We start from the raw sequence: 23,753 nt of genomic DNA, 5'->3' as shown, positions 1-23,753 counted from the left end.
TCACGCGGACATCAGTGACGACCGCGGCCACCCTTGTTGTCCTGCCTGGACTTCTGCAATTCCGCCGCGGTGGGCGCGGCCGGCACTTCGCCCGGCTTGAGCGGGTTGACCTTGCTGCCGGGCTTGAGCCGGAACTGGCCTTCGGTCACCACCTTGTCGCCGACCTTGAGCCCGCTGCCGACCATCACGTGGCTGTCGCCGACTTCGCCGGCCACCACGATCGACTGCATCTTGACCGTGTTGTCGCCCTGCACGAGGTAGACATAATCGCCGTCCGGCCCGCGCTGCACGCCCTGCGAGGGGATCACCAGGCCGCCGTCGACGGTGTTCACCAGCAGCCGCACGTTGACGAACTGGCCCGGCCACAACTCGTCGTGCTCGTTGGAAAACTCCGACTTCAGGCGGAACGTGCCGGTGCTGGTGTCGATCTGGTTGTCGATCACCTTGAGCACGCCGCCGCTGGCGATCGGATGGGCGTCGACGCGATCGAGCGCGGTGACCTCCAGTGGCTTGCCGCCCTGCGCCGCGCTGCGCACCATGTCCAGGTTCTGCTCCGGCAAGGTAAACATCACGTTGATCGGGTGCAGCTGGGTCAGCGTGACGATCGCACTGGAGGTGGTCACCACGTTGCCCGGGTCCACCGCGCGGATACCGGCCAGGCCGTCGATCGGCGAGCGGATCTCGGTGTAGTCGAGCTGCACCTTGGCGTCGCGGATCGCGGCCTCGTCGGCCGCCACGGCCGCCTCGTACTGGGCCACGGTGTTCTTCTGCGTGACCTGGTCGATCTTGGCCACGTACTGGCTGTACTTGGGGTCCTGCGAGCGCTGGTAGTTGCTGCGCGCCGTGGCCAGCAGGGATTGATCCTGCTTGCGCCGGCTGACCGCCTGGTCATAGTTGGCCTGGAAGGTGCGCGGGTCGATGCGCGCCAGCACCTGGCCCTGCTTCACCGGCTGTCCTTCGGTGAACTCGATGCTGAGCAGCCGCCCGGACACCTGCGGGATCACCGTCACCGTGTTGAGCGCCTGCACCGTGCCCAGCGCCGTCAGGTACACCGGCACGTTCTGCTTGACCACCGGCACCACGGTCACCGGCACCGGCGGCGCGTCGCCGCCCTTGCCGTTGGCGCCCTTCGCCGCGCCATCGCCCGGCTTGTGCAACATGCGGATGCCGACCACGGCGATCACGACCACCGCCAGCACGATCAACGCGATCTTCCAAAAACGCGACATGTGGAACTCCTGGATTGAACCGGGGCGAGCAACCGGGGAAGGCCGCTGCCGCAGGCACCACGTGGGCAGACGCGCCCCCATGGACAAAGCATAGGTGGACGGCAACCGCTTTGAACAATGCCGGTCGACAGGGGTGGGGCATGACCGATGGCAGGGTTTTGCGCCCCGCCGCACATGGGACCGGGCCGTGTGCACAACGTTCCGGGCACCGCATCGGCATACACCCGATCGGTCACCCTGAAACTTGTCGGGCGCTTCGTTTATAATACCGGACTGGTCGCCAGCGCGCCCCCGAGGGCGCGATCCGGACACCGGCAGCAGGGGTTGGGGTGCATCGAGGTTTTCGACCCTGGCGGCTGCGGCGGTTTCGCGATTCCGGCGTGACGGTAAGGCAACAAGGCGGTCCAAGCCCGCCCACTGACAGGAGTACGTGCGTGAGCGGTCCCCTTAGCAAATCCGACCAGGGCTTCCTGCGTCAGTTCTCGCTGACCATCGGCGCGCTGATGGTTCTTACCGTGATCCTTGTGTTGTCCGCGCTGGCGATCAACAACAGCGAGCCCAAGGAAACCAATCCGAACCACCCGGCCACGGTCGCCGCACGGCTCGCCCCCGCCGGCGCCGTCTATGCCGGCGACACCGGCCGTGCCGCCATGCAGGCCGCCGCCGACCAGGCCGCCAAGGCCGCCGCCTCCCAGGTGGCCTACGGCGGCACCACCGACGGCAAGGAAATCTACGACCACCTGTGCACCAGTTGCCATACGGCCGGCATCGCCGGCGCGCCGAAGCTCGGCGACAAGGCCATGTGGGGCCCACGCATCAAGCAGGGCATCGACGTGCTGGTCAAGCATGCGATCGAGGGCTACCACGGCCCCGACGGCAATTTCATGCCGCCCAAGGGCGGCAATCCCGCGCTCACCGACGAGCAGGTCACCGCCGCCGTGCACTGGATCGTCGATCAGGCGAAGTAATTTCGGCTTCAATGAAGTTCAAGATAAACGCCGCCCTCCGGGCGGCGTTTTCGTTCGCCCCCTCTCCCTGCGGCGACAAAAGGGAGTCCCCTTGCGGGTGAGAGGGTTGGGGAGAGGGTTCCCGGCCCTGTGCGTACTCGCGGGTGAAGGGCCTTGAGCGTTCGACGCAGCATGAACCATCACACTCCTCACGCACCCTCATCCGCCCTCCGGGCACCTTCTCCCGAGGGGAGAAGGAAACCAGGTTTCGCTCCCACACCCCCATCACCCTGCCCCTCCATCCACCCCGCCACAAACCCCCGCAACTCCGGAAAAAACACTTCGAACCGCCGCTGCAACTCCTCCTGCCGCGCCACCAGTACCGGCAGCGCGGTATCCAGCGGATTGGTGTGCAGGGACACGGGGTTTGAGGAATCGGGACATGGCGGATTATAGCGGGATGGAACGGGACGAAAGCCAACAACGGCGCGGGTTTAGGGGCGTTTCGCCGTAGCAGTCGCGCCATATCGCAGGTTTGCGAAATGGGGCTGAAAAAAGGGCCAGAGACATTAGGTTTGCGAAATGAAGCCGGCGTGTGTGCCGGCTTCATGCGTCTTTGAGGGGCGTTTAAAAGTGTTGCCAGCAACGCTTTTGAACGTTGTCTGCAACAAGTTAGCGGGCGGGCGGCGCGCAAGGCGGATCGCAGGCGGCGTCGAGGGCCGCGCCCTGGCGGGCGAGTGTGGCGACCAGTTGCTCCAGTTGTGGCAGGTCCAGGCCCGTGATCGCCTCGCAGCCGGCCGAATAGACGAAATTCTCCAGGTGCTCCTGGAGCGAGTAGCGCGCGGCCAACAGCCTGGCGTCTGAAATGAGGCCCTTGCGCCGGACCGTGCCGAGCGGGCCGCTACGCAGCCACGCCGCGGACCTGGGCGGGGTCTGAACCGTCGCTTCCTGCAGCAGCTGACGGACCCTTGTCACTTTCCCTTCAAGCATGGTCTACCCCCTGTAGGTAGTGGAATCACGCCGCGAATGCGCGCGCGAAGTGAAGCACCCGGGCCTCCGGCAGCCCTTCGATGAGCAGTTCGTAGATCAGGGAAACGAGCTCGGCGTGCTTGGCCGGGGGCAGTTCCTTCTCGCCGAGTGCATCAGCGGCCAGCTGCAACGCCATCGTCAGCTCGTCAAGTCTCACGGACTGCGAAGCCTCGTCTGTTGACCATTGCGCGGGCGCTTCCCTGACCTCCTGGGCGTACATCTCCCCATCGCCAGTGGCGAGCCATTCCAGGCGAACGCCCTTCGCGGCGGCCAGCTTGACCAAGGGCCGGAATGACGGTGTGCCTCCCTTTTCATAGCGAGCGAGCTGGTCCGTGGACATCCCGGCCACCCTGGCCGCTTCCGCGCGGCTGTCGAACAGCTTGATCAACGCGGATATGCGGCGTTCAAGTTCCGGCGCTGGAACTTGGCTGGCGCGTTCAAGTTCGCTTCCAGCATTCAACATAACGAAATATCCATGTAAATCACTGGTTTAGTAAGAGTGCCGCGCATATGCCGCCGCGAACGAACTTGAATGCCGCGCATCCGCTTGACAGTGCCGCGGATATGCGTACTATCTACGTCGCAAATATCACCAAGGGGAAACGCGCCACATGTCCATCGCCACGGCTCAAAAAAAGCCAGTCGTAATCGACTGGCACGCTGCCGACGTCGTCGCCGCCCTCCGCAAGAAAGGCTGGTCGCTGCAGCAGCTCGCATTGTTCCACGGCTACGCCAGCCGGACCTCTCTCGCGAAGGCTCTTGCCCAACCGTACCCGAAGGCCGAGCAGCTGATCGCGGAAGCCCTGGGCATCAAGCCCCAGGTGATCTGGCCAACCCGCTACAACGCCGACGGAACCTCCAACCGGGCGCGTGGCATGAAGCCCATGCGCCCGGAACATATCCGCATCGTGTCCAAGGCTACCACCGTGGCGCGCAGCGGCAATCCACAAAACCCTTCGGGCCGCTAGACATGGCCGCCCTTTACCGCCTGGCCCGGGCAAACGGGCGGGGATCAGCCGGAGAGTGCCCCGCGTCGCGTCTCGCGAAAACCCCGTTTCCATTTCCTGCAGTGCGTGAGCTGGCTTGCCGCGTTGCGGCGGTCGCAGTGGCGCGTTGCCGCGCATCGGCGATGTCGTATCTCCCCAGCGCGAGCGCACAACCATTCCCCTTGGACGCCGTGTTGTACAACCGGCACGCCATCGGTCCAGCGGTTCGCGGCACGACATGGCGCGTGTTCTGGTGCCTCGCAGACGAGCGTTACCTGTGCTGCGATGCCACCGGCGCCATCATTGTCCGCAGGGTCGCCATGCTTTCCGATCGCAGTCGCTGGCAGCCGCTGGGAGAACTTCTGTGACTCGCCGGGCCGTAGGGGCGGCCTCCGGTGATCTGTTCGAGATCCCGCAACCTGTCGGCACCGCGCCTGGGTCTCTGGACTTCCGCCCGGTGGTCAGCGAGCTGATCTCCGCCATGCTGGCGGTCGCCCACAACTCGGGCATGGACCGCCACGAAGTGGCCGCGCGCGCCAGCCGGCTGACCGGCAAAGACGTGACCAAGAACATGCTCGACGGCTACACCGCGCCGGCCCGCGAGGAGTTCAACTGCCCGCTGTGGCTGGCACCGGTGCTGGAGATCGTCTGCAGCAGCACGCCGCTGGCCGCCTGGCACGTGGGCGTGCACGGCGGGCGCATGAGCGTCGGCGCCGAAACGATAGACGCCGAGATCGGACGGCTCATGCGCGAGCGTGACCTGGCGGACGCACGCATGCGCGACCTGAAAGAGCTGCGCCGGAGGGTCCGCTGATGGCCGACGGCACTGTCCACGAGCGCTGGTACGCCGCAGCCGACCTGGTGGGTCTGGCTGGCCTGCCGAGCACGCCGCAGAACATCACGAGTCGAGCCAAGCGCGAAGGTTGGCAGGCGCGCGCGCGCAGCGGCCGCGGCGGCGGGAACGAATACTCGTTTGCCAGCTTGCCGGCGATCACTCAAGCCGCGCTGCTCTTGCGCGAGCGTCCACCGCGCCCGGTCCGCGCCCGCAACACGCTGGCGCCGAGCGAGGCTCGCCTGGCCACCGTGTGGCAGCGCTTCGACCAGTCCAAGCAAGCCATGAAAGACGTGGCGGCCCTGCGCCTGCAGGCGCTCGACGCCGTCAGCGCGCTGGTGCGCGGCGGCACGTCGCTAATGCAGGCGCGCGAGATCATCGCCGCCCAGCTCCAGCGCGACGGCGTGCGCGGCGGCAGTGCCGCCAGCATCGGCCGCTGGCAGCAGGATGTGGCGCACGCCGACCGCAAGGATTGGCTCGCGCTGCTGTTGCCGCACTACAGCGGCCGCACCACCACCGTCGAGATCGAGCCGGACGCCTGGGAGCTGTTCAAGGCGGACTACCTGCGCCAGGAGCAGCCCACCGCCAGCAGTTGCTATGACCGCCTGCAGCGCATCGCCGACACGCGCGGCTGGGAGTTGCCGAGCCTCAAGACCTTCACCCGGCGTGTCATGCGCGAACTGCCGCGCGCCGTGCGAGTACTGGCCCGCGAGGGAGAGGAAGCGCTGGCGAAAACCTACCCGGCGCAGGAGCGCGACCGCTCCATGCTGGAGGCGCTCGAAGGCGTCAACGCCGACGGCCACCGCTGGGACATCAACGTGCGGTTCCCCGATGGCAGCATCGGTCGGCCGTGCATCCTCGGCTGGCAGGACCTGGGCCGCGGCAAGCTGCTGGCGTGGCGCCTGGGCGACCACGAAAACAGCGACATGGTGCGGCTCAGCTTCGGCGACATGGTGCGCACTTACGGCGTACCCGGCAGCGTGTACCTGGACAACGGCCGCGCGTTCGCCAGCAAGTGGATGACCGGCGGCACACCCAACCGCTACCGCTTCAAGATCCGCGAGGAAGACCCCACCGGCCTGATCACCGGCCTGGTCGGCGCCGACAACGTCCACTGGGTCACGCCGTACCACGGCCAGGCCAAGCCGATCGAGCGCATGTGGCGTGACTTCTGCGACCGCATCGCGCGCCACCCGGCGTTCGCCGGTGCCTACGTCGGCAACAACGTGGCCAACAAGCCGGAGAACTACGGTAGCCGCGCGATCGAGTGGGCCGAGTTCGAGCGCGTGGTGAACAGCGAGATCCACGCGCACAACGCGCGCACCGGCCGGCAGTTGAAATCCTGCGCCGGCCGCAGCTTTGACCAGGCGTTCGCCGAGAGCTACGCGCGCATCACCGTGCGCAAGGTCAGCGAGGAACAGCTGCGCCAGCTGCTGCTCGCCGCCGAGGCCGTTACCGCCAGCCCGATCGACGGCAGCGTGCGCCTGGCCGGTAACCGCTACTGGACCGAGGCGCTGAGCGAGCACGCCGGCCGCAAGGTCGTGCTGCGCGTGGATCCGTGGCACCTGCAGGGCGTGGCCCACGTCTACGCGCTGGACGGCACCTACATCGCCGGCGCCGAGTGCGTCGCGGCGGTCGGCTTCGCCGACGTCAATGCGGCACGCGAGCACGCCCGTGGCAAGAAGCAATACAAGCGCGCCGCCAAGGACATGCTCGCCGCCGAGCAGCTCATGGATGCCGCCGCCGTCGCGGCCCAGCTGCCGGACATGACGCCACCGGACACCGTCCCGGCCGGCGTGATCGCGCCGGTGTTCGGGCTGCATGGCAAGAAGCCGGAAGCGCCCGCGCCGCGCGCCGCGTCCACCGGCACCGAAGGGCCCAGCTCGCTGGACGTGTTGATGTTCCAGCGGGCCCAGCAAATGAAGGCGGAACAGATTTAAAGACGCCGCGGCGGTGTTACGAGCACCGCCGCGACTAGGTAGCAGCACCACCACAACCCAAGGGGCTAGATCATGAGCGATACCGCAACCGTACGATCAATCTATCAGGGCGACGCCGACCTCCGCGACCAGGTGCAGGCGTGCATGGCGCGCGACAAGCGCATGAGCCAGGTCATCGTGTCGAAGGAGGCCGGCATCAGCGCGGCCACCCTCAACCAGTGGCTGGCCGGCAAGTACCAGGGCGACAACGAAGGCATCGACGGCAAGATGCGGCTGTGGCTGGAGGCCGACATGGCCCGCCGCGCCGCCGGCAGCGCCATGCCGGTCGCGCCCGGCTACATCAGCACGCCCACCAGCGGCCGCGTGCTCGGCGCCCTGGCGTACGCACAGATGGCGGGCGACATCGCCATCGCCTACGGCAACGCCGGCGTCGGCAAGACCGCCAGTTGCCAGCACTACCGCACCAGCAGCCCCAGCGTGTGGATCGCCACCATGACGCCCAGCACGTCCGGCGTGGTCACCGCCCTGCAGGAGGTCTGCGAGGCGCTGGGGCTGGATTCCAGCGGCGGCGCGCGGGCGATGAACAAACGCATCGAGCGCCGCGTGCGCGACACCCACGGCCTGCTGATCATCGACGAGTCGCAGCACCTGTCCGTGCAGGCGCTCGACGAGCTGCGCAGCATCCACGACGCCACCGGCATCGGCCTGGCTTTCGTCGGCAATGACGGCGTGTTCGCGCGCATGGCCGGCGGGCGCAATGCCCAGCAGCTGGATCGCCTGTACAGCCGCATCGGCAAGCGCCTGCGCCTGCAGCAGAGCACCGAGGCCGACATCGTCGCGCTGATCAAGGCGTGGGGCATCGTCGACGCCAAGTGCCACGCCACCCTGATCGCCGTGGCCCGCGGCCCCGGCGCCCTGCGCACGCTCACCAAGACCCTGCGCCTGGCCAGCATGTACGCCGCCGCCGAAGGCCGCGGCGTGTGCTGCGAAGACGTGCGCGCCGCCGCTACCGAGCTTGGCTCGATGGACGGTGCCAAGTGACCGGCCTGGCCACCACCGTGCTGAGCGGTGATGCGGCGTTCCTGGTCGCTACGCAGGCCGAGCTGCTGACCAACCACAACGGCTGCGACGTCTACAAGCTCAAGACGCCGGATCTCCGCGTCGGCGTGTACGAGAGCGCCACCCGGCGCCTGGTGATCTTCGACGCGGCTGCGCTGGTGGCGCTGGCCCTGAGCGAGGTCACCGACGTACCGCAGACCGGGTTCCGCCCGATCAGCCTCGACGAGGGCGAGGCGCGCATCGAGTACCTGCATCCGGTGGCCGCCGCCGACCCGCCCAGCCGCCTGTGAGGTAGCGCCATGCAAGCCGAACTGTTCCGCAGCAACGATCTGACGCCCGACACCGTTCTGGCCGCTCTGCAGAACTGTGTCGGCGAAGCCTCCGGCGCCACCGCCGAGCAGCTGGTGCTGGCGATCACCGGCCGGCGCAGTGCCGCCGACCTACGCCGCCTGCGCACCGTGATCGAGGCGCTGCGCACGGCCGGCCACCGCATCTGCGCCAACCCGGCCCACGGCTACTACCTCGCTGCCAGCGACACCGAGCTCGACCGGACGTGCAGTTTCCTGCACGACCGGGCCATGACATCCCTCCGCCAGGTGTGCGCGATGAAGCGCGTCGCCCTGCCGGACCTGCGCGGGCAGCTGGGGCTGCCCCTGGAGCAAGCCTCATGAGCGTTTTGAACGACATTCGAGAGTCCATCCAACTGCGTTTGCGCACCCAGTCCGTCGCGGCCATGCGCGCGGTGGACAAGGCCGCCAAGGCCATCCGCTACCTGCACCTGCACGGCTGCACCGTGCAGCAGGTCACCATCCGCCCCGACCATGTCGTGATCGAGATCGACCAGCCGGGCGAATGGCTGAAAGGCTCCATGCACATCACCCGCGTGAACGGGCGGTACCGCGAGGTTGTCCGCGTCGCGCCGGTGCTGGGCTGCCAGGTGCAGTGGATCGAGCGCGAAGCGCACGTGCTGCTGCAGCGGGAGGGCTGAGCCATGCGCATCACTTTCGAGGATCACGGCCAGGACTTCCTCACCTGGCAGCTCGACAACAACGGCGTCGTGGTGGATTGCCTGCCGTTCCAGGCGACCTTCTGGTGCGGCGCCACAGTGCTGCACCCCAAGCGGCTAAAGGTGGGGTCCAAGGTGGCGTTCACGAGGGACGCCGATGCGACGACCGTCTTCACCGTCCACTATCGCGTCGCAGCGATCGAACCCGACCTGACTGCCGATGCATTCACCGCCCAGTATCCGGTCGGCACGCCATGCCGCTACTACCCGGTCGCTGGGGACAGCGAACACCTCAAGACGAAGACTCGCTCCGAAGCCTGGACGCTGGGCCACGGCGCCGTGGTCGTGAAGATCGAGGGCCGCACCGGTGGCGTCGATATCAATCACCTGGTCATGGAGGGCTGAGCCATGAAATTCGCCGTACACACCGACAAGGCCGTGTTCCATATCGAGGCCAAGACCGCGAAGGACGCCCGGGAGATCGTGCTGAAAAAGCACGGCATGCGGATCACCAAGGTGAAGGTGGTCGGCAATCAACCGCGCCAAAGCGGAGAACAGCAATGAGCCTCGTCGACGCTATCCGCACAGCGCTCAAGGACTCCGGCGCGCCGCTGACCCTGGACGATCTGATGGAGCAGCTGCCCGATACCGCCGAACGCAACGTGGTCGGCGCGGCGTGCCGCCAGCTCAAGGATCGCGGCGAGGTGGTGACTTCGGTGGAGGATGGCCGGCTGGCGTATTCCTGGGCCAGTACCGCCCCGCCGCGCGCCAAGCTGATCGGGCGCATCCGCGAGTTGCTGCGCAGCGCTTCGGAGCCACTGACCACCGCGCAGGTTTGCGCGGCGCTGCCAGATGCGAACGAGAGCAGCGTGCAGTCCATGCTATCGCAGCGCGCGCGCGCCGGTGAGTTCACCGCCTCGCGGACAGGACGCAAATTCGCCTATAGCCTCGCCGACCGCGGCGGCGTATCGGTCGCCGTGAACGTGCGCAATGTCACCACGTCCGCACCCGCCGCACCGCCACCGGCGCAGCCCCAACCGCCCGCACCGCCCGCGGCGCCCGCCACGCCCAAGTCGCCGCGCCCGCCCGCGACGAGCGAGCAGGCCGACGCGCTCGACTACGCCGTGCAGATGGCCGAGGCAGCGCGCGAGACCTACGTGCTGTCCAAGGTCGACGCCGATGTCTACACCTGGCTGCAGGCAAGCGTGCACGCCGCGCGTGCCGCCCGCGATGCCTTCAAGGCCACTGCGACATGACCGCCCGCGACAGCACGCTCCCGCCCTGCCTGGCGAACGCGCAGCGCCGGCCGCTCGACGACGAGGACGAGCTGCCGCCGTGGCTGGGCGAACGCCACCGCGACACCACGCACCACATCCACCTAGCCGCGCACGCCGCGGCGCTCGATTCCAAGGACACGCACGATGAATGACACCACCATCCCTGCCGGTCACCGCCGCGACGCCAAGGGGCGCCTGGTGCCCGAGTCGCAGATCAAGCCGATCGACCGCACCCGCGATGACCTGGTGCATGAGCTGTACGCCAAGGCCGAGGCGCTGAACCAGGCCATGCGCGAGTTCAAGCGGGCCGCGTTCGCCGACGTCGAGGCGTTCGTGGATCTGAGCGCCGAGGAGTACGGCGTGAACCTGGGCGGCACCAAGGGCAACGTATCGCTGCTCAGCTTCGACGGCGAGCTGCGCATCCAGCGCGCGATCGCCGAGCGCATCGTGTTCGACGAGCGCCTGCAGGCCGCCAAGCAACTGATCGACGAGTGCCTCACCGAATGGACCGCCGACGCCCGGCCGGAGATCGCGCTGCTGGTGCAGGACGCGTTCCGCGTCGACCAGGCCGGCAACATCCGCACCGGCAACGTGCTGGCGCTCAAGCGCCTGGCCATCGACGACGAGCGCTGGCAGCGGGCGATGGACGCCATCGGCGACGCCGTGCAAGTCGTGGGCACCAGCAGCTACGTGCGCTTCTACCGTCGCCAGGCCAACGGCAGCTACCAGGCGCTCAGCCTGGACCTTGCGGGGGTGTGACGTGGCCGAGATCCTTGGACAACGCACCACCTGCATGCTGCAGGTCAACACCAGCGGCAGTTGGCGCAACGTGCTGACGTTCGACCCGGCGCAGCGCGCCGAGATCGTCGCCAGCCTCGCCACGCTGGCCACCACGCTGGGCGACGACACCACCTGGTGCCTGCACCACCCGGACGGCAAGCGCGAGTGGCTGCACGCGGAGGACTTCGCCGCCGGCGACTGGAAGCCGATCACCGATGCCGAACCGGCGCCGCTGGTCGACGTGCTGGTTTCCGCGTACTCGCCCGACGACGGCATCCCGCACACATTCATGGCGTGGCGCGGCACGACGCCGTGCGGCTACCACGTGTGGATGATCAGCGGCGCCGAGCTTGAGCTGCGGATGCACGTCTACGCGTACCGCCCGATCATGGCGCCCGCACCCGTGCCAGCAGCGCAGCAGGTGTCGGCGTGAAGGTCCGCTATGAGATGGAAACACCGTGGCCGACCGATGTGCCCGCACCGGAGGGCATCGACGGGATCAACTGGTTCAAGCACGGCGAAATGCCCTTTGTCCCCACCATCGACATGGAGATCGACAACGGCGACGGCGACCTGCGGAAGGTGTTGAATGTCTATTGGTGCGCCGAAAATCCGCATGAAGTGACCGTCCATTTTCAAGACGATGTCGCACGCGAGTTGGGCTACTGGCGGCGCGGCGGCTGGCAATCTGATGAGTTGCTGGAGACCGCGGCCAAGGGGCGCAAACCATGAAAGCCGGCCTCCTGTTCCGCCCAGGCAGCCTCTGGATCGGCGCGCACTACTCGCCGGTCCACCGCCGCTGGTGCATCAACCTGGTGCCGTGCGTGACGCTGTGGGTTGCGCTGGCGGGTGGAGACGCGCCATGACCCGCGGCGAGCAAATGGAGCTGGAACGGCGGCTGGTGTTCCCGGGCGCGGTGGCGAAGCTCCAGTGCGACCAGTACGTTGTCGCGCTGGAAGTGCAGCGCGACAAGATGCGCATGGTCGTCATGGTGTATGTCGACGGCCACTTCAAAGGGAAGTGGATGGCCGAGGACTGCGAGGAACGCCGACGCTTCCTTCGGCCAGTGATCCGCCGGCCGAAGCCCTACACGCCCAAGCAGGTGAAGCTCCTGGGCAAGCGGTGGTGCGACGCGCAGCGCGAAAAGCACACGCACACCTACTACCTGCCGTACTGGTCGTCGGTGCGTACCCTGCTGCGCCACCTGCACAAGCACAACAGCGCGGTCGAGCTGTTCGAGCCAGCGGCCGCCTGATGCCTCGCCTCCCCAGGTATTTCGACATCGACCGCCGGGACATTGCCTGGTGGCTTGCCGAGCGCATCCTGCGCGGCCGGCCGGTGCCACTTCCCCAAGAGCTCCAAGACATCTGGGGCATGAGTAGGCCGACCGCACAACGCTGGCGCCGCTGGGCGCTCGATCGGCAACAACAACTTCAAGCACGGGACCCGGAACATGGCCACGTCAATCAGTAAACCCAAGGCGCAACGCAACCGCGAGCTGGCCGCGATCCACGTGATGGCCAGCAAGCAGCTGCGCCTGGACCGCGAGACGTACGTGGCGCTGCTGCAGCGCGTGGGCGGCGTGAACAGCTCGGCCGACCTGGACCAGCGCGGCCGCGGCAAGGTGCTGGACGAACTGCGCCGCCTGGCCGGCGAGGGCCAGAAGCAGATGCGCAACGCCGTGCACCTGCCCGCCGAACCGCAGAACGTGCGCGACGAGATCGCCGGCATGGTGGGCAAGGTCGGCGCGATCCTGGCCGAGCTGGACAAGAGCTGGAACTACGCCCACGGCACCGCCAAGCGGATGTTCAAGGTGCACCGGGTGGAGTGGTTGCGCGCGGACCAGCTGCACAAGCTGGTGGCGGCGCTGAGCTATGCGCAGAAGCGCGAACGGAAAGCCAAGGGGGAATGACATGGCAACGATGCACACCAAATACCGCTGTGACGAGTGTGGCGACATCCACGAAGATGACATCGAGGCCAGGGAGTGCTGCGCGCCGACGATCAGTGAGGTTTTTCAATGTTCGGTATGCCACGCGACGTTCGATGACGAAGACGTGGCAGAGGAGCACTGCTGGGAACACACCGACGCCGAACCGGATGTGCCCACACACGCCGAGCTCGAAGCGGCTGGCCAGCAGGTGTTGCCGCTGTGATGCACGTCACTTGCCCGCATTGCCACCAGGACTTCGCCCACCGCTCCAACGATCTGCCGTCGCGGTTCGCCATTGGCGCGCCGGTGTGGATCTACCACGGGGCCTCGCGGCGCCGCGGCACCGTGGTGGGCGTCACGTTTCGGCCGTTGACCGTCGACTACCTGGTGAGGACCGCCGCCGGTGTGGAGTGCGTCAGCAGCAGCGACGTGTCGCCGCCCGCGGAAGCGCAGCCGGTCGCCGGCAACGTCGTGCAGCTGAGCAGGGCGCCCGCATGCACGTGACCTGCCCCAGCTGCAACGAATCGTTCCCGCTGGTGGCCGGGTTCCTGGAGCCGGATGGCAAGCGCTTCGGCATGCTGCTGGCCGGCATGGAGCCGGTGCTGGGCCGCGCGACGGTGGAGTACCTGGGCCTGTTCACGCCGCCGAAGCAGAAGCTGCGCCTGGCCAGGGCGGTGAAGCTGGTCGCCGCGCTGGACGCCCTGGTGCGCGAGGGCACCGTGTGCCGCGACGAGCGCGGCGGCGTGCGCCGCCCGGCCACCGCCGCCCATTGGGCCGCTGGCATCGAGCAGATGATCGAGCAACGCGCACGGCTCACGCTGCCGCTGGCCAACCACCACTACCTGCGCGCCATCGTCTACGGCATCGCCGACCAGGCCGGCGCCGCGGCCGAGCAGGCGCGCGAAACCGCCGCCCGCTCCGGCCGGCGCGCGGTGGGCCCCAGCCCGCCCACCGTCGCCCGCGACCCGCTCGCCGAGCAGCTCGCCTACCTGGACCAGATGCGCGACTACGGCCGGCTGACCGAGCCGGAGTGGGACGCCGAGCGTGAGAAGGCATTCGCGAAGTACGGGGCCACCGCATGAGCACGCCGCTGGAAACCCTGCAGGACGTGGCGATCGACGCACCCAGCGACGTCTGGCCGAGCATGCTGGCCGAGCTGGTGGACGTGCTGCGCGCCTCGTTCCAGCGCCGCGGCCGCAGCGAGAGCGAGGCGATCGCCGAGGCGCAGCACGCGGCGCTGGCCATCGGCGAATACCTGGGCGGGCGGCAGATCTACCTGCCGCGCGGCGACCGGCTCAAGGAATGGCTGCGCGATCGGGCGATCTACCTGGAGTACAAGGGCACCAACAAGGACGAGCTCGCGCGCCGCCACGGCCTCACCGACCGCCGCATCGAGCAGATCGCGGCGGAGCAGCGCGCGGTGTACATTCGGCGCATCCAGCCGGATCTGTTCGGCGTGACGAAAGGGGAAAGCGCATGAAGAACGTGATCGATCTGGCAGGCTTCGCCTCCAGGTGAACGCATTGCGCAACACTGCACGACATCGGTAAGCTGACCACCTACAACCCCACCACCCAGCCCCGCCCTTGTGCGGGGCTTTTATTTGAGCGAAGCGCTTCGTCCACGCTCACCGCCGCACCTCTCACATCCTGACGCCACAGCGCGTAACCCCTTGCGCGCTGTACGCCGGTGGGGCTGATCCCCTGCAGCCCCGCCGGCACCCTATTCAGGAGCGGCGCATGGGCACCAGCAAATCCCGTTTGAGCACGGCTTACCAGGCGTTTGCGGCTGCGGTGAACGACTTCGGGCGCATGGCCCTGTGGGCGCTGCTTTCCCTGCTGCTGCTGGCCGCGATCGCCGCCTGGCTCAACCCGGCCAAGGTCGGCAGCTATCTGTGGATCATCAGCAAGCTGAGCCTGGCCGCGGTGCTGGGCTACGGCTTCGACCGGGCCGCCAGCCCGGACGGCCGGCCCAGCGAGCTCGAAGGCATCGAGATGGCGATGGCGCAGACGCGCCGCGCCACGCTCATGGCCGCGGCGATCATCGCGGCGGGGTTGATGCCATGAGCGCGGTGTGCCTTCTGCTGGCCATCATCTGCTGGGTGCGCGGTTGGTGCTTGTTTCCACATCGCTCCAGCGAGGCGGCCAACCCGCTGGCGCCGTACCGCGCCATCCGTGCGTTGCTTTTCATCCTGCTGGGTTGGGGTTTCTTCCTGGCCGCGATCGGCGTGCGGGTTGTCGTGGCGGTCAGCCCATGATCGGCGGCGCGCTGCTGGTTCTGATCGGCATCTCGCTGATGGCCGGTGCCACCGGGCGCCGCATGATCGGTTTCGAGATGCCGCGCGGGTGCATGCCCCAAGGCATCCTGATGCTCTGCATCGGTTTGGCGGTGCTGGCCACCGTGGCCCGCGCCACGCCCGCCAGCGCGCCGGCAACGCCGGCGCAGGTGCGCGTGGCGCTGCCGGAGGTCAACACCATGTATCGCCGCTATGTGGAGCAGGCGGTGGCCGAGGAATGGGGCGTGGATGGATCGCCCGCGCGCCTGGCCGCGCAGTTGCACCAGGAGTCGAGCTGGAACCCCCGCGCGCGCAGCCGCGTCGGCGCGGAGGGCCTGGCGCAATTCATGCCGGCGACCGGTCGCTGGATCGCCGAGAAGTTCCCGGACCGGCTGGGCCAGTTCGATCCCTGGGATCCGCAGCAGGCCGCCCTGGCGGCGGCGATCTATGACGCCTGGCTGGTCGAGCGCAACCCGGGCACCACCGCCTGCGATAGCTGGGCCTTTGGCCTGAGCGCCTACAACGGCGGGGAGAAGCGCCTGCGCCAGGAGATGCAACTGGCCGAGCGCATGCGCGAGGATCCGGGCACCTGGTTCGGAGCCGTCAGTGCCCAGCGATCGCGCAGCGTCGCCGCGTGGCGCGAGAACCGCGGCTATGTGCGCCGCATCCTGCTGGTGCTCGAGCCGGCGTACCTCGACGCCGGCTGGTCCGGCAAGGCGGTGTGCTCGTGAAGCTCGTGGCCGGCTTGCTCGCCGTTGGCGCGATCGCGCTTGGCCTGCTGTGGGCGGGACACCACCGCGGCTATGACGACGGCGCCGCGGCAGTCCAGAAGGCAGCGCAGACGCAGATCCGCGCGGCAGCGACCGAACGCAACCAGGCAATCGGTGAGCGCGACGCATTGGCCCAGACACTGGCGCAGCTGCGCCAGACCCTGACCGATCAGAAGCGCGCGCTACAGGTCGCCAACTTCTACGCCGACGCGGCCATCGCCGAGTCCGGCACCTTGCGCAAACAACTGAGCGCGGCCACCGCCGCGCGTGAGCTCGACCTGAGGAAAGCCGCCCATGCGACGCCTGAATGTGCCGATCTGGCTCGCCTGCCTGTGTGCCCTGCCGTGGCTGAGCGGCTGTGGGGCACTGCGGCCGGCGCCCCGCCCGGCGCAAATCATTGAGGTTCCCGTGCCGGCATACCGCCCGCTGGATGCCTCGCTGACCAAGCCGCTGGCCGAACCGCCGGCGCCGCCGGCGCATTGCACCTGGGCCGTCGCGCCAGCGGTGTGCATGCTCGATGCGCTGATCTCGATCGAACAATGGCGCGGCGTGCTGCAGCAGGCCAACGCCGACCGCGCCACCGCGGCCAAGGTCAGCGCGGGGCCGCAGCCATGAGCCTATTCGACTGGACCAAGGATGCGCAGGCGCTGATCCGCGAGTGGCAGGGCGATGCCGCCGAGCAGGAGCGTGTCGCCAAGCGGCTCACCGGCGTTGAGCGCAGCGCGGCGATCGCGCACGGCAACACCAAGGCCGCCTGCGCCAGCGCCTTGCAGCGGTTGATGTGGACGCACGGCTTCGCGCCCGTACCAAAAGGAGTGAAGCCTTGAGCGACGACATCGACCGCGCCCAGGAGAGCGACGAGCAAGACCGGGCCCGCGCTACGGCGCAGACACTACAACGCATTGCCGACTCGCACGCACCGCGCAACGCCTCGATCGACGGCCTGTGCATCGATTGCGACGAACCCATCGAGCCGGCCCGGCTGGCCGCGCTGGACCACATGACAAGCCGTTGCGCCAGCTGCGCCACGGACCACGAACACCGCTTGAAAGGCTTCCGCCGATGAACGAGACCGTTGCCGCCGTGATCATCGCCCTGCTGGTGATCGACCTGATCGGCCTGTTCATGGTCGGGATCCGCATCAGCGGCCAGACCGCCGACAGCCGGCAGATGTGGGGCCGGTTGATCAAGCTGGAATCACGCGTGGACAACCTACCCACGCACCGCGACCTCACCGAGTTGCGCAGCGGGATCAGCGAGGTTGTGGAGACCATTGCCTCCATCAGCGGCCAAACGCAGGCCATGACCCAGATGCTGCGCACAATTCAGGAGCACTTGCTGGAGAACGACCGATGAGCAAGACCTTCACCGACCGCCTGCGCGAAGACCGCCGCCTGGTGTTGCTGCGCCTGCTCAGCGAGCAGCCCGGCTATCGCGCCAACAGCAGCAACCTGCACGCCGGCTTGTATAGCCTGGGGATCGCCGCCAGCCGCGACGACGTGACCACCGACCTGCACTGGCTGCGCGACCAGTCGCTGGTGCGCCTGGAAACGCTGCCGGAAGTGCCGGACCTGGCGATCGCCACCATCACCTCGCGCGGTGACGACGTGGTGAACGGCGTCGCAGTCGTGCCGGGCGTGCGCCGCCCAGGGCCGCGGTAACGCCATGCCCCGCGCATCGAGCATCAAGCGCCTGCCGGACGAGCAGCGACGGTTTCTGGAAAAGCTGATCCGGGCCGACCGCCATACGCTGGACGAGATCCTCGCGATGGCGCGCGAGCGCTTCCCCGAAGCGACCGTACCCAGTCGCAGCGCCATCGGCCGCTACAGCAAGCAAGTCAGCGAACTGGCTGGCCGCATGCGCGATATCCAGGCGGCCAGCACCGCCCTGGTCACCGAGCTGGGCGAGGATCCGAACGACCGCGCTGGCCAGCTGCTGGTGCAGGCGGTGACCACGCTGGCCACCGACGCCGCGCTCAAGGCGCAGAGCGACGGCGACGATGGCGTGTCGATCAAGCAGATCGGCGAGCTGGCGCGCGGCGCCAAGGCCGTGCTGCAGGCCCGCAAGATGAGCCTGGCCGAGCGGCAGGAGATCGCCCGGCTGGCGCGCGAGCAGCTTCAGGCCGAGCAGGAGAGCAACCTGCAGGAGGTCGCTCGCGCCCAGGGCATGGATGTCGCGCAGGTCGAGTTCTGGCGGAAGAAAGTGCTGGGCATCGGCTGATGGCTGACGGCTCCCTCCGCCCACTGAGCAGCACCCTGCGCAGCGTCGAATGGGACGAGCTGCCCGCCAGCGTGCGCGAGGTGCCGGACGGTTTCAACCCGCTGGCCGCCGGCGTGTTGATGAAGCACCAGTCGGCGTTCCTGGCCATTCATGCGTCGATCAAGGTGGCGTCGAAGGGCCGGCGCACCGGCATCACCTTTGCCGTGGCGCTGGATTGCACGATCAAGGCCGCATCGCGCAAGAGCGCCGGCGGCGACAACATTTATTACATCGGCGACACCAAGGAAAAGGGCCTGGAGTTCGTCGGCTACTGCGCCAAGTTCGCGCGCGTCATCGCGCAGGCGCAGGGCATGGGCGTGTCCAGCATCGAGGAGTTCCTGTTCGAGGACCAGGACGAGGACGGCCACACACGCAACATCACGTCGTATCGCATCCGCTTTGCCAGCGGGTTCCAGATCACGGCGCTATCGTCACGCCCCGCAAACATACGCGGCCTCCAGGGCGTGGTTGTAATCGACGAAGCGGCATTCCATCCCGACGTTCAGGGCGTGCTCGATGCCGCTACGGCGCTGCTGATTTGGGGCGGCGAGATCATCATCATTTCCAGCCACAACGGGCGCAATAACCCATTTAACCAGCTGATCAAGGACATCGAGGAAGGCCGCTACGGCGAGGACGCCAAGGTGTTCACCGTGACATTCGACGATGCGGTGGGCAATGGCATCTACGAACGCGTGTGCATGATGAAGGGCTGGACGCCCAGCGCCGAAGGCAAAGCCAAATGGTACGCCAAGATCCGCAACGGCTACGGCACCCGAAAGGCGGCAATGCGCGAGGAGCTCGATGCGATCCCGCGTGACGGCAATGGCGTATGCATCCCAGGTGTGTGGATCGACCAGGCGATGGTTCCTGGGCGCAAGGTGCTGCGCCTGGCGCTGGACAGCGACTTCACCGAAAAGTCCATGCTCGAACGCGAGTCCTATGTCGAGGATTGGATACAGCGTTACCTGAAGCCCGAGCTGGCCAAGCTGGATCCGACGCTGCGTCATGTGTTCGCGCAGGACTGGGCACGTCACCGCGACTTTTCAATTGCCGGCCCAGTCGCCATTCACCAGGACATGCGCCGCTCGGTGCCGTTCGTGATCGAGATGAACAATGTGCCGGCGCGTCAGCAGGAGCAGATCGTCTGGACGATGATCGACGGTCTTCCGCGCCGCTGTGGCGGTGCGATGGATGCCACTGGATCGGGCGAGACCTTCGCGGAATACACCGGCGACAAATACGGCGCCAGCGTGCACCAGGTCAAGCTCAGCCGGAACTGGTACGGCACCTGGATGCCCAAGCTGATCCAGGCGCACGAAGACGCCACGATCGATTATCCGGCCGATGCGGACCTGGCCAACGACGTGCGCGCAATCGAGGATGTCGACGGCATCCCGTTGATAGTCGCCACACGCCGCAAGGATCTGAAAGACCCTGACCTGCACCGACACGGCGATTTTGCCGTGTTCCTGGTGCTGGCATGGTTTGCCACGCTCAACCTGTCCGCCGAGATCGCGTGGGACGCGCTGCCGCGGCAACCGCGCGGCTTCGACAACGTGCGCGACGAGGACGGCATGCGCATGCGTGCCGACGACAGCGCCGACTTTGCCCTACCGGAATCGAAAGCATGGTGACCTCCACGATCCTTGGCCCGGATGGCCAGCCCATCCGCACGGCGGACCTGGCCGAGCCGCAGACCAGCCGCAGCATGCAGCTACGCAACGAATGGCAGGGCCACCCGAGCCGCGGGCTCACGCCATCGCGCGTGGCCGCCATCCTCGACGGCGCCGAGCAGGGTGACCTGGTCGCGCAGTGCGAGCTGTACGAGGACATGGAGGAAAAGGACGGCCATCTGGCCAGCGAGATGCTCAAGCGCCGCGGCGCCATCCGCCAGCTGGATTGGGACATCGTGCCGCCGTCCAGCCCCTACGCGGCGGAAAAGAAGAACGCCAAGGCGCTGAAGGAACTGCTCGCCGAGATCCCGGACTTCGACGAGATGCTGTTCGATGTGACCGACGCGATCGGCAAGGGCTACGTGTGCCTGGAGATCGAGTGGCACCAGCTCGACGGCTACTGGCTGCCCAAGAGCATCACGCACCGTCCTCAGAGCTGGTTCCACATCTATCGCGGCTACCGCGAGGAGGTGCGCCTGCGCGACGGCACCGCTGACGGCCAGCCGTTGAACCCGTTCGGCTGGATCACGCACACCCACAAGGCCAAGAGCGGTTACCTGGCGCGCAGCGGCATGTTCCGCGTACTGGTGTGGCCGTACCTGTTCAAGAACTACTCCGTCGCGGACCTGGCCGAGTTCCTGGAGATCTACGGCATCCCGCTGCGCGTGGGCAAATACCCGCCCGGCAGCGGCAAGGCGGAAAAGGCCACGCTGCTGCGCGCGCTGGCCGAGCTCGGCCACAACGCCGCCGGCATCATCCCGGACGGCATGACGCTGGAGTTCCACGACCCGGCCACCGGCGACCCCGACTCGTTCATGGCCATGATCGACTGGTGCGAGAAGACCCAGAGCAAGGTGGTTCTGGGCGGCACGCTCACCAGTCAGGCGGACGGCAAGACCAGCACCAACGCGCTGGGCAAGGTCCATGACGACGTGCGCAAGGATCTGCGCGACGGCGACGCCAAGCAGATCGCCGCCACGCTTACCCGCGACCTGATCTACCCGATCGCCGTGCTCAATGGCCTGGCCACCACCATCCGCCGCGCGCCGCGCTTCACCTTCCCGGTGGAGGAAACCGAAGACATCACGGCGTATTCGGAGTCCCTGCCCAAACTGGTCAACATCGGTTTCAAGATCCCGCGCCAGTGGGCGCAGGAACGCCTGGGCATCCCGGAGCCCGAAGCCGACGACGCGGATCTGCTGGTGGCGGATAAGCCGCCGGCGCCTGCTGCAACGCCCGCGCCGGCCGACGCGGCGGCCGAGGTGCCGCCGGGTACCGCGGCCGCCAGCGCGCAGATCCCCGTCGAGCCACAGGATCCGCCCGCGCGCATGGTCGACCAGTTGGACAAGGCGGTGGCGCCCGCGCTGGGCGACTGGCTGGCTCAGGTCCGCGCGTTGGCCGGCCGCGTCGATTCGCTCGATGCGCTGCGCGAGGGCATCCTGCAACTGGTGCCGGACATGAGCCTGGACCAGTACGCCGAAGCAATGGCGCAGGGCTTGGCCGCGGCGGCGCTGGCCGGCCGCTATGAGATTCTCCAAGAGGCGGGTGCGCTATGACGCAAGCAGGTTTCAAGGATCTGTGGTCGACGATCGCCCTGGGCGTCCTGGTCGGCCTGGTGCTGGTCGGTAAGCTCACCGGCGAGGAGTTCGTGAACGCGTTTACCTGGCTGGTATCGGTCTACCTGCTCGGCCAGGCGGCTGGCGTCATCGCGCAGGGCTGGATGGCGCAGTCCGTCGGCAAGGCGGTAGCCGTGCAGATCGCTGCGAAACCCCAGGGAGCGCCTGGTGGCTGACCGGGTCGCCTACGGCTCCCTGCCGTTCAAGGAGCAGATCGCGTTTTTCCGCGCCAAGCGGAACGTGCTCACCGAAGCATGGACGGATCTGTGGCTGGCCGAACACGACCACGCGTTCATGGTGGCCGGGGCCAACCGCATCGACCTGCTGGTCGACCTGCGCGCGGCGGTCGATCGCGCGATCGCGGACGGCACCGGGCTGGAGGCGTTCCGCAGCGACTTCGACCGGATCGTGGCGAAGTACGGCTGGGCTTACAACGGCGGGCGCAACTGGCGCACGCGCGTGATCTACGAGACCAACCTGCGCACCAGCTACGCGGCGGGGCGCTATTCGCAGCTGCAGGCGCTGAAGACGGTGCGGCCGTTCTGGCGCTACCGCCACAGCGATGCCGTGCAACACCCGCGGCCGATGCACCTGGCGTGGAATGGCCTGGTGCTCGATGCGGACCACCCGTGGTGGAACACGCACTTCCCGCCGAACGGCTGGGGCTGCCAGTGCACGGTCGAGGCGTTGAACGAGCGCGACCTGAAGCGGCTGGGCAAGAACGGGCCGGACACCGCCCCGCCGGTGGACATGCAGCAGGTGCTGGTGGGCAAGAACGGGCCGCATCCGCGCCAGGTGGAAACGCCGGCCGGCGTGGATCCGGGCTTTGGCTACGCGCCGGGCAAGAGCGCGTTCGAGCGTGGCGCCACGCCGCCGGTGAACCCGCTGGCCAGGCTCGCCCAGGACACGCTGCGCAAGGCCGGCCAGCTGCCGGCGCTGGCCGGCGCCGAGGCACTGGCGCAGCTGCTGGCCAACCCCCGCATCGTGCGCACGCTTAGCAGCACCTTCAGCGCGCTGCAGCTCCTGGTGCTCGGCGCGGGCTTGCTGGCGACGACCGAGGCGCCACCCGACGACGCCGCGGTGGGCGCGCTGGCGCCCGACCTGGTCCGTGCGCTGGCCGGCGCCGGCATCACGCCAGCCGCCGCCCCGATCATCGGCACGCCCGAAGCCATTGGCGCCTCGCAGTCCGCCGACGTGCCACAACTGCTGGCCGCGCCGCATGCGGTGCTGCTCGACGTGCGTGGTGGCCAGCTCCTGTACGTGGACACGCCCGCTGCCGATGGCAACGTGCATGTCGCCTGGGTGACAGCGGCCACTGGCGCGCAAACCGCCAACGTCTACGACGGCGACGACACGGTCGAGGTGTCGACCCTGCAGCAGCACCTGGACGCCGGCGAGTTCGTGCTGTTGCAGGGGGCGCTGTAATGGCTGGCGCACGCATCGAGGTCCAGGTCGACACGTCCGGCGCGGCCGCAGGGCTGGATGCCGTCGCGGCGCAGCTCAGCCCGGCCGGGCAGAAGCTGCTGTTGTCGGATATCGGCGAATACATGCTGCGCTCCACCCGCGACCGCGGCGTGGACCAGGTCGACCCCGGCGGCCACCGCTGGCGTGCACTAGAACCCTCCTATGCGCGCTGGAAGGCCAAGAAGCGCCCGGGCGTGCCCATCCTCAAGTTCGACCACCACATGCTCGGCGACCAGTTGAGCTGGCAGCTCGACGGCGAGGCGGCCGTGCTGGTCGGCACCAGTGCCATCTACGGCGCCATCCACCAGTTCGGCGCGCGCAACGGCGAGCACGGGATCCCGGCGCGCCCCTGGCTCGGCGTGAGCGCCGCCGACGAGGAGAAGATCGTGGCGCTGACGCGCGATCATCTGCTCGCCCATCTCCAGGAGGGCAAGCCCTAACGCGCGCCTGTGCGCGCCTCGCGGCCCCGCGGGGGCGGCACTGGTACGCCTTGGAGGGGCCTCGGCGTTTTTAAACGGGTTTTAAATGCCTTCAAACGCCATCGGGGCGGCTTGCCGGCACCGTGCCGGGCGGCGTAGGCTGCTGAACACGCGCAATCCGGGTGTTTTCCTCCTCGGCTGATTCAGCGAAGCGCTTCGGTCCACCCGCCCAGGGTGGCATCACGAAACTGGGCGC

Annotated in this window: 40 protein-coding genes; 37 read left to right on the top strand and 3 right to left on the bottom strand. The window is 67.9% G+C overall.

Annotated elements, in window-relative coordinates; genetic code table 11:
- Nucleotides 1-11 precede the first annotated feature (11 nt).
- The gene (locus ACVCMI_RS04610; RefSeq protein WP_395116293.1) at nt 12-1,229 is read right to left on the bottom strand and encodes an efflux RND transporter periplasmic adaptor subunit; all 1,218 of its coding nucleotides are present in this window, start codon (nt 1,227-1,229) and stop codon (nt 12-14) included.
- Between the two features lie 503 nt (nt 1,230-1,732).
- Here ACVCMI_RS04610 and ACVCMI_RS04605 point away from each other — a divergent pair.
- Entirely contained in the window at nt 1,733-2,197 is a 465-nt protein-coding gene (locus ACVCMI_RS04605; RefSeq protein WP_395121332.1) for a c-type cytochrome, read from the top strand.
- Between the two features lie 651 nt (nt 2,198-2,848).
- Here the strand turns inward: ACVCMI_RS04605 and ACVCMI_RS04600 are convergent.
- A complete protein-coding gene (locus ACVCMI_RS04600; RefSeq protein ID WP_447097270.1) occupies nt 2,849-3,166 on the bottom strand; it encodes a hypothetical protein in 318 nt (105 codons plus the stop codon).
- A 25-nt stretch (nt 3,167-3,191) separates the two neighbouring features.
- Nucleotides 3,192-3,593, bottom strand: coding sequence for a helix-turn-helix domain-containing protein (locus ACVCMI_RS04595; protein ID WP_447097271.1), 402 nt, complete (start codon nt 3,591-3,593; stop codon nt 3,192-3,194).
- A 223-nt stretch (nt 3,594-3,816) separates the two neighbouring features.
- Between ACVCMI_RS04595 and ACVCMI_RS04590 the strand changes: the two genes are divergently transcribed.
- The 36 genes from ACVCMI_RS04590 to ACVCMI_RS04415 all read left to right on the top strand — a co-directional run bounded on the left by ACVCMI_RS04590 (nt 3,817) and on the right by ACVCMI_RS04415 (nt 23,518).
- Complete coding sequence (locus ACVCMI_RS04590) at nt 3,817-4,173, top strand: helix-turn-helix domain-containing protein (RefSeq protein ID WP_447097272.1); 357 nt, start codon at nt 3,817-3,819, stop codon at nt 4,171-4,173.
- A 382-nt stretch (nt 4,174-4,555) separates the two neighbouring features.
- Complete coding sequence (locus ACVCMI_RS04585) at nt 4,556-5,005, top strand: hypothetical protein (RefSeq protein ID WP_447097273.1); 450 nt, start codon at nt 4,556-4,558, stop codon at nt 5,003-5,005.
- The gene (locus tag ACVCMI_RS04580) at nt 5,005-6,963 is read left to right on the top strand and encodes a transposase domain-containing protein (protein WP_447097274.1); all 1,959 of its coding nucleotides are present in this window, start codon (nt 5,005-5,007) and stop codon (nt 6,961-6,963) included. Before ACVCMI_RS04585 ends, ACVCMI_RS04580 begins: the two co-directional genes overlap by 1 nt.
- A gap of 72 nt (nt 6,964-7,035) precedes the next feature.
- Nucleotides 7,036-8,004, top strand: a complete 969-nt coding sequence (locus ACVCMI_RS04575) for an AAA family ATPase (RefSeq protein ID WP_447097275.1) — start codon at nt 7,036-7,038, stop codon at nt 8,002-8,004.
- Nucleotides 8,001-8,312 carry a hypothetical protein gene (locus ACVCMI_RS04570; protein WP_447097276.1) on the top strand — a complete coding sequence of 104 codons (312 nt, stop codon included), beginning with the start codon at nt 8,001-8,003 and terminating at the stop codon, nt 8,310-8,312. Before ACVCMI_RS04575 ends, ACVCMI_RS04570 begins: the two co-directional genes overlap by 4 nt.
- 9 nt (nt 8,313-8,321) lie before the next feature.
- Nucleotides 8,322-8,693: a hypothetical protein gene (locus ACVCMI_RS04565; protein WP_447097277.1), complete on the top strand. Its 372-nt coding sequence runs from the start codon at nt 8,322-8,324 to the stop codon at nt 8,691-8,693.
- On the top strand, nt 8,690-9,010 hold the full coding sequence (locus ACVCMI_RS04560; RefSeq protein WP_447097278.1) for a hypothetical protein: 321 nt from the start codon (nt 8,690-8,692) through the stop codon (nt 9,008-9,010). The genes ACVCMI_RS04565 and ACVCMI_RS04560 overlap by 4 nt, the downstream gene beginning before the upstream one ends.
- Nucleotides 9,011-9,013: 3 nt before the next feature.
- Nucleotides 9,014-9,433: a hypothetical protein gene (locus ACVCMI_RS04555; RefSeq protein WP_447097279.1), complete on the top strand. Its 420-nt coding sequence runs from the start codon at nt 9,014-9,016 to the stop codon at nt 9,431-9,433.
- A 3-nt stretch (nt 9,434-9,436) separates the two neighbouring features.
- Nucleotides 9,437-9,592, top strand: coding sequence for a hypothetical protein (locus ACVCMI_RS04550; protein ID WP_447097280.1), 156 nt, complete (start codon nt 9,437-9,439; stop codon nt 9,590-9,592).
- Entirely contained in the window at nt 9,589-10,284 is a 696-nt protein-coding gene (locus tag ACVCMI_RS04545; RefSeq protein WP_447097281.1) for a hypothetical protein, read from the top strand. Before ACVCMI_RS04550 ends, ACVCMI_RS04545 begins: the two co-directional genes overlap by 4 nt.
- Entirely contained in the window at nt 10,281-10,457 is a 177-nt protein-coding gene (locus ACVCMI_RS04540) for a hypothetical protein (RefSeq protein WP_447097282.1), read from the top strand. The genes ACVCMI_RS04545 and ACVCMI_RS04540 overlap by 4 nt, the downstream gene beginning before the upstream one ends.
- Complete coding sequence (locus ACVCMI_RS04535; protein WP_447097283.1) at nt 10,450-11,064, top strand: DUF3164 family protein; 615 nt, start codon at nt 10,450-10,452, stop codon at nt 11,062-11,064. The genes ACVCMI_RS04540 and ACVCMI_RS04535 overlap by 8 nt, the downstream gene beginning before the upstream one ends.
- Nucleotide 11,065: 1 nt before the next feature.
- On the top strand, nt 11,066-11,518 hold the full coding sequence (locus tag ACVCMI_RS04530) for a hypothetical protein (RefSeq protein WP_447097284.1): 453 nt from the start codon (nt 11,066-11,068) through the stop codon (nt 11,516-11,518).
- Nucleotides 11,515-11,817: a hypothetical protein gene (locus ACVCMI_RS04525; RefSeq protein WP_447097285.1), complete on the top strand. Its 303-nt coding sequence runs from the start codon at nt 11,515-11,517 to the stop codon at nt 11,815-11,817. Before ACVCMI_RS04530 ends, ACVCMI_RS04525 begins: the two co-directional genes overlap by 4 nt.
- Nucleotides 11,814-11,951, top strand: coding sequence for a hypothetical protein (locus tag ACVCMI_RS04520; protein ID WP_447097286.1), 138 nt, complete (start codon nt 11,814-11,816; stop codon nt 11,949-11,951). The genes ACVCMI_RS04525 and ACVCMI_RS04520 overlap by 4 nt, the downstream gene beginning before the upstream one ends.
- Nucleotides 11,948-12,340, top strand: coding sequence for a hypothetical protein (locus tag ACVCMI_RS04515; protein WP_447097287.1), 393 nt, complete (start codon nt 11,948-11,950; stop codon nt 12,338-12,340). The genes ACVCMI_RS04520 and ACVCMI_RS04515 overlap by 4 nt, the downstream gene beginning before the upstream one ends.
- Nucleotides 12,341-12,538: 198 nt before the next feature.
- Nucleotides 12,539-12,997, top strand: a complete 459-nt coding sequence (locus ACVCMI_RS04510; RefSeq protein ID WP_447097288.1) for a gp16 family protein — start codon at nt 12,539-12,541, stop codon at nt 12,995-12,997.
- 1 nt (nt 12,998) lies between these two features.
- Nucleotides 12,999-13,241 (top strand): hypothetical protein, encoded by a 243-nt coding sequence (locus tag ACVCMI_RS04505; protein WP_447097289.1) that lies wholly within the window; start codon nt 12,999-13,001, stop codon nt 13,239-13,241.
- Complete coding sequence (locus ACVCMI_RS04500; RefSeq protein ID WP_447097290.1) at nt 13,241-13,522, top strand: hypothetical protein; 282 nt, start codon at nt 13,241-13,243, stop codon at nt 13,520-13,522. The genes ACVCMI_RS04505 and ACVCMI_RS04500 overlap by 1 nt, the downstream gene beginning before the upstream one ends.
- Nucleotides 13,513-14,100, top strand: a complete 588-nt coding sequence (locus ACVCMI_RS04495; RefSeq protein WP_447097291.1) for a hypothetical protein — start codon at nt 13,513-13,515, stop codon at nt 14,098-14,100. Before ACVCMI_RS04500 ends, ACVCMI_RS04495 begins: the two co-directional genes overlap by 10 nt.
- Complete coding sequence (locus ACVCMI_RS04490; protein WP_447097292.1) at nt 14,097-14,498, top strand: Mor transcription activator family protein; 402 nt, start codon at nt 14,097-14,099, stop codon at nt 14,496-14,498. Before ACVCMI_RS04495 ends, ACVCMI_RS04490 begins: the two co-directional genes overlap by 4 nt.
- Nucleotides 14,499-14,757: 259 nt before the next feature.
- Nucleotides 14,758-15,084 carry a hypothetical protein gene (locus ACVCMI_RS04485; RefSeq protein ID WP_447097293.1) on the top strand — a complete coding sequence of 109 codons (327 nt, stop codon included), beginning with the start codon at nt 14,758-14,760 and terminating at the stop codon, nt 15,082-15,084.
- On the top strand, nt 15,081-15,275 hold the full coding sequence (locus ACVCMI_RS04480) for a hypothetical protein (RefSeq protein ID WP_447097294.1): 195 nt from the start codon (nt 15,081-15,083) through the stop codon (nt 15,273-15,275). The genes ACVCMI_RS04485 and ACVCMI_RS04480 overlap by 4 nt, the downstream gene beginning before the upstream one ends.
- On the top strand, nt 15,272-16,024 hold the full coding sequence (locus ACVCMI_RS04475) for a transglycosylase SLT domain-containing protein (RefSeq protein ID WP_447097295.1): 753 nt from the start codon (nt 15,272-15,274) through the stop codon (nt 16,022-16,024). Before ACVCMI_RS04480 ends, ACVCMI_RS04475 begins: the two co-directional genes overlap by 4 nt.
- Nucleotides 16,021-16,464: a hypothetical protein gene (locus ACVCMI_RS04470; RefSeq protein WP_447097296.1), complete on the top strand. Its 444-nt coding sequence runs from the start codon at nt 16,021-16,023 to the stop codon at nt 16,462-16,464. The genes ACVCMI_RS04475 and ACVCMI_RS04470 overlap by 4 nt, the downstream gene beginning before the upstream one ends.
- A gap of 7 nt (nt 16,465-16,471) precedes the next feature.
- On the top strand, nt 16,472-16,678 hold the full coding sequence (locus ACVCMI_RS04465; protein WP_447097297.1) for a hypothetical protein: 207 nt from the start codon (nt 16,472-16,474) through the stop codon (nt 16,676-16,678).
- Entirely contained in the window at nt 16,675-16,890 is a 216-nt protein-coding gene (locus ACVCMI_RS04460) for a hypothetical protein (RefSeq protein ID WP_447097298.1), read from the top strand. Before ACVCMI_RS04465 ends, ACVCMI_RS04460 begins: the two co-directional genes overlap by 4 nt.
- Nucleotides 16,887-17,129: a TraR/DksA C4-type zinc finger protein gene (locus tag ACVCMI_RS04455; protein ID WP_447097299.1), complete on the top strand. Its 243-nt coding sequence runs from the start codon at nt 16,887-16,889 to the stop codon at nt 17,127-17,129. The genes ACVCMI_RS04460 and ACVCMI_RS04455 overlap by 4 nt, the downstream gene beginning before the upstream one ends.
- On the top strand, nt 17,126-17,419 hold the full coding sequence (locus ACVCMI_RS04450; protein ID WP_447097300.1) for a DUF2730 family protein: 294 nt from the start codon (nt 17,126-17,128) through the stop codon (nt 17,417-17,419). Before ACVCMI_RS04455 ends, ACVCMI_RS04450 begins: the two co-directional genes overlap by 4 nt.
- Entirely contained in the window at nt 17,416-17,724 is a 309-nt protein-coding gene (locus ACVCMI_RS04445; protein ID WP_447097301.1) for a VpaChn25_0724 family phage protein, read from the top strand. The genes ACVCMI_RS04450 and ACVCMI_RS04445 overlap by 4 nt, the downstream gene beginning before the upstream one ends.
- A 4-nt stretch (nt 17,725-17,728) precedes the next feature.
- Nucleotides 17,729-18,283 carry a phage protein Gp27 family protein gene (locus ACVCMI_RS04440; protein ID WP_447097302.1) on the top strand — a complete coding sequence of 185 codons (555 nt, stop codon included), beginning with the start codon at nt 17,729-17,731 and terminating at the stop codon, nt 18,281-18,283.
- Nucleotides 18,283-19,959: a hypothetical protein gene (locus ACVCMI_RS04435; protein ID WP_447097303.1), complete on the top strand. Its 1,677-nt coding sequence runs from the start codon at nt 18,283-18,285 to the stop codon at nt 19,957-19,959. Before ACVCMI_RS04440 ends, ACVCMI_RS04435 begins: the two co-directional genes overlap by 1 nt.
- Nucleotides 19,953-21,554, top strand: a complete 1,602-nt coding sequence (locus ACVCMI_RS04430) for a DUF935 domain-containing protein (protein WP_447097304.1) — start codon at nt 19,953-19,955, stop codon at nt 21,552-21,554. Before ACVCMI_RS04435 ends, ACVCMI_RS04430 begins: the two co-directional genes overlap by 7 nt.
- The gene (locus ACVCMI_RS04425) at nt 21,551-21,790 is read left to right on the top strand and encodes a hypothetical protein (protein WP_447097305.1); all 240 of its coding nucleotides are present in this window, start codon (nt 21,551-21,553) and stop codon (nt 21,788-21,790) included. The genes ACVCMI_RS04430 and ACVCMI_RS04425 overlap by 4 nt, the downstream gene beginning before the upstream one ends.
- The gene (locus ACVCMI_RS04420; RefSeq protein ID WP_447097306.1) at nt 21,783-23,039 is read left to right on the top strand and encodes a phage head morphogenesis protein; all 1,257 of its coding nucleotides are present in this window, start codon (nt 21,783-21,785) and stop codon (nt 23,037-23,039) included. Before ACVCMI_RS04425 ends, ACVCMI_RS04420 begins: the two co-directional genes overlap by 8 nt.
- Complete coding sequence (locus ACVCMI_RS04415; RefSeq protein ID WP_447097307.1) at nt 23,039-23,518, top strand: phage virion morphogenesis protein; 480 nt, start codon at nt 23,039-23,041, stop codon at nt 23,516-23,518. Before ACVCMI_RS04420 ends, ACVCMI_RS04415 begins: the two co-directional genes overlap by 1 nt.
- The last annotated feature ends 235 nt before the right edge of the window (nt 23,519-23,753 follow it).

The sequence above is a fragment of the Rhodanobacter sp. UC4448_H15 genome (assembly GCF_052978265.1).
This window is presented reverse-complemented; position numbering and strand designations above follow the sequence as displayed.

Coding starts and splice junctions, on each gene's coding strand:
- ACVCMI_RS04535 (WP_447097283.1), top strand. CDS start 10,450: ATGAATGACACCACCATCCCTGCCGGTCACCGCCGCGACGCCAAGGGG.
- ACVCMI_RS04425 (WP_447097305.1), top strand. CDS start 21,551: ATGACGCAAGCAGGTTTCAAGGATCTGTGGTCGACGATCGCCCTGGGC.
- ACVCMI_RS04450 (WP_447097300.1), top strand. CDS start 17,126: ATGAACGAGACCGTTGCCGCCGTGATCATCGCCCTGCTGGTGATCGAC.
- ACVCMI_RS04605 (WP_395121332.1), top strand. CDS start 1,733: ATGGTTCTTACCGTGATCCTTGTGTTGTCCGCGCTGGCGATCAACAAC.
- ACVCMI_RS04505 (WP_447097289.1), top strand. CDS start 12,999: ATGGCAACGATGCACACCAAATACCGCTGTGACGAGTGTGGCGACATC.
- ACVCMI_RS04545 (WP_447097281.1), top strand. CDS start 9,589: ATGAGCCTCGTCGACGCTATCCGCACAGCGCTCAAGGACTCCGGCGCG.
- ACVCMI_RS04510 (WP_447097288.1), top strand. CDS start 12,539: ATGGCCACGTCAATCAGTAAACCCAAGGCGCAACGCAACCGCGAGCTG.
- ACVCMI_RS04550 (WP_447097280.1), top strand. CDS start 9,437: ATGAAATTCGCCGTACACACCGACAAGGCCGTGTTCCATATCGAGGCC.
- ACVCMI_RS04580 (WP_447097274.1), top strand. CDS start 5,005: ATGGCCGACGGCACTGTCCACGAGCGCTGGTACGCCGCAGCCGACCTG.
- ACVCMI_RS04500 (WP_447097290.1), top strand. CDS start 13,241: ATGCACGTCACTTGCCCGCATTGCCACCAGGACTTCGCCCACCGCTCC.
- ACVCMI_RS04495 (WP_447097291.1), top strand. CDS start 13,513: ATGCACGTGACCTGCCCCAGCTGCAACGAATCGTTCCCGCTGGTGGCC.
- ACVCMI_RS04475 (WP_447097295.1), top strand. CDS start 15,272: ATGATCGGCGGCGCGCTGCTGGTTCTGATCGGCATCTCGCTGATGGCC.
- ACVCMI_RS04440 (WP_447097302.1), top strand. CDS start 17,729: ATGCCCCGCGCATCGAGCATCAAGCGCCTGCCGGACGAGCAGCGACGG.
- ACVCMI_RS04415 (WP_447097307.1), top strand. CDS start 23,039: ATGGCTGGCGCACGCATCGAGGTCCAGGTCGACACGTCCGGCGCGGCC.
- ACVCMI_RS04600 (WP_447097270.1), bottom strand. CDS start 3,166: ATGCTTGAAGGGAAAGTGACAAGGGTCCGTCAGCTGCTGCAGGAAGCG.
- ACVCMI_RS04480 (WP_447097294.1), top strand. CDS start 15,081: ATGAGCGCGGTGTGCCTTCTGCTGGCCATCATCTGCTGGGTGCGCGGT.
- ACVCMI_RS04520 (WP_447097286.1), top strand. CDS start 11,814: ATGAAAGCCGGCCTCCTGTTCCGCCCAGGCAGCCTCTGGATCGGCGCG.
- ACVCMI_RS04430 (WP_447097304.1), top strand. CDS start 19,953: ATGGTGACCTCCACGATCCTTGGCCCGGATGGCCAGCCCATCCGCACG.
- ACVCMI_RS04555 (WP_447097279.1), top strand. CDS start 9,014: ATGCGCATCACTTTCGAGGATCACGGCCAGGACTTCCTCACCTGGCAG.
- ACVCMI_RS04460 (WP_447097298.1), top strand. CDS start 16,675: ATGAGCCTATTCGACTGGACCAAGGATGCGCAGGCGCTGATCCGCGAG.
- ACVCMI_RS04575 (WP_447097275.1), top strand. CDS start 7,036: ATGAGCGATACCGCAACCGTACGATCAATCTATCAGGGCGACGCCGAC.
- ACVCMI_RS04610 (WP_395116293.1), bottom strand. CDS start 1,229: ATGTCGCGTTTTTGGAAGATCGCGTTGATCGTGCTGGCGGTGGTCGTG.
- ACVCMI_RS04590 (WP_447097272.1), top strand. CDS start 3,817: ATGTCCATCGCCACGGCTCAAAAAAAGCCAGTCGTAATCGACTGGCAC.
- ACVCMI_RS04435 (WP_447097303.1), top strand. CDS start 18,283: ATGGCTGACGGCTCCCTCCGCCCACTGAGCAGCACCCTGCGCAGCGTC.
- ACVCMI_RS04540 (WP_447097282.1), top strand. CDS start 10,281: ATGACCGCCCGCGACAGCACGCTCCCGCCCTGCCTGGCGAACGCGCAG.
- ACVCMI_RS04490 (WP_447097292.1), top strand. CDS start 14,097: ATGAGCACGCCGCTGGAAACCCTGCAGGACGTGGCGATCGACGCACCC.
- ACVCMI_RS04515 (WP_447097287.1), top strand. CDS start 11,948: ATGACCCGCGGCGAGCAAATGGAGCTGGAACGGCGGCTGGTGTTCCCG.
- ACVCMI_RS04445 (WP_447097301.1), top strand. CDS start 17,416: ATGAGCAAGACCTTCACCGACCGCCTGCGCGAAGACCGCCGCCTGGTG.
- ACVCMI_RS04560 (WP_447097278.1), top strand. CDS start 8,690: ATGAGCGTTTTGAACGACATTCGAGAGTCCATCCAACTGCGTTTGCGC.
- ACVCMI_RS04565 (WP_447097277.1), top strand. CDS start 8,322: ATGCAAGCCGAACTGTTCCGCAGCAACGATCTGACGCCCGACACCGTT.
- ACVCMI_RS04485 (WP_447097293.1), top strand. CDS start 14,758: ATGGGCACCAGCAAATCCCGTTTGAGCACGGCTTACCAGGCGTTTGCG.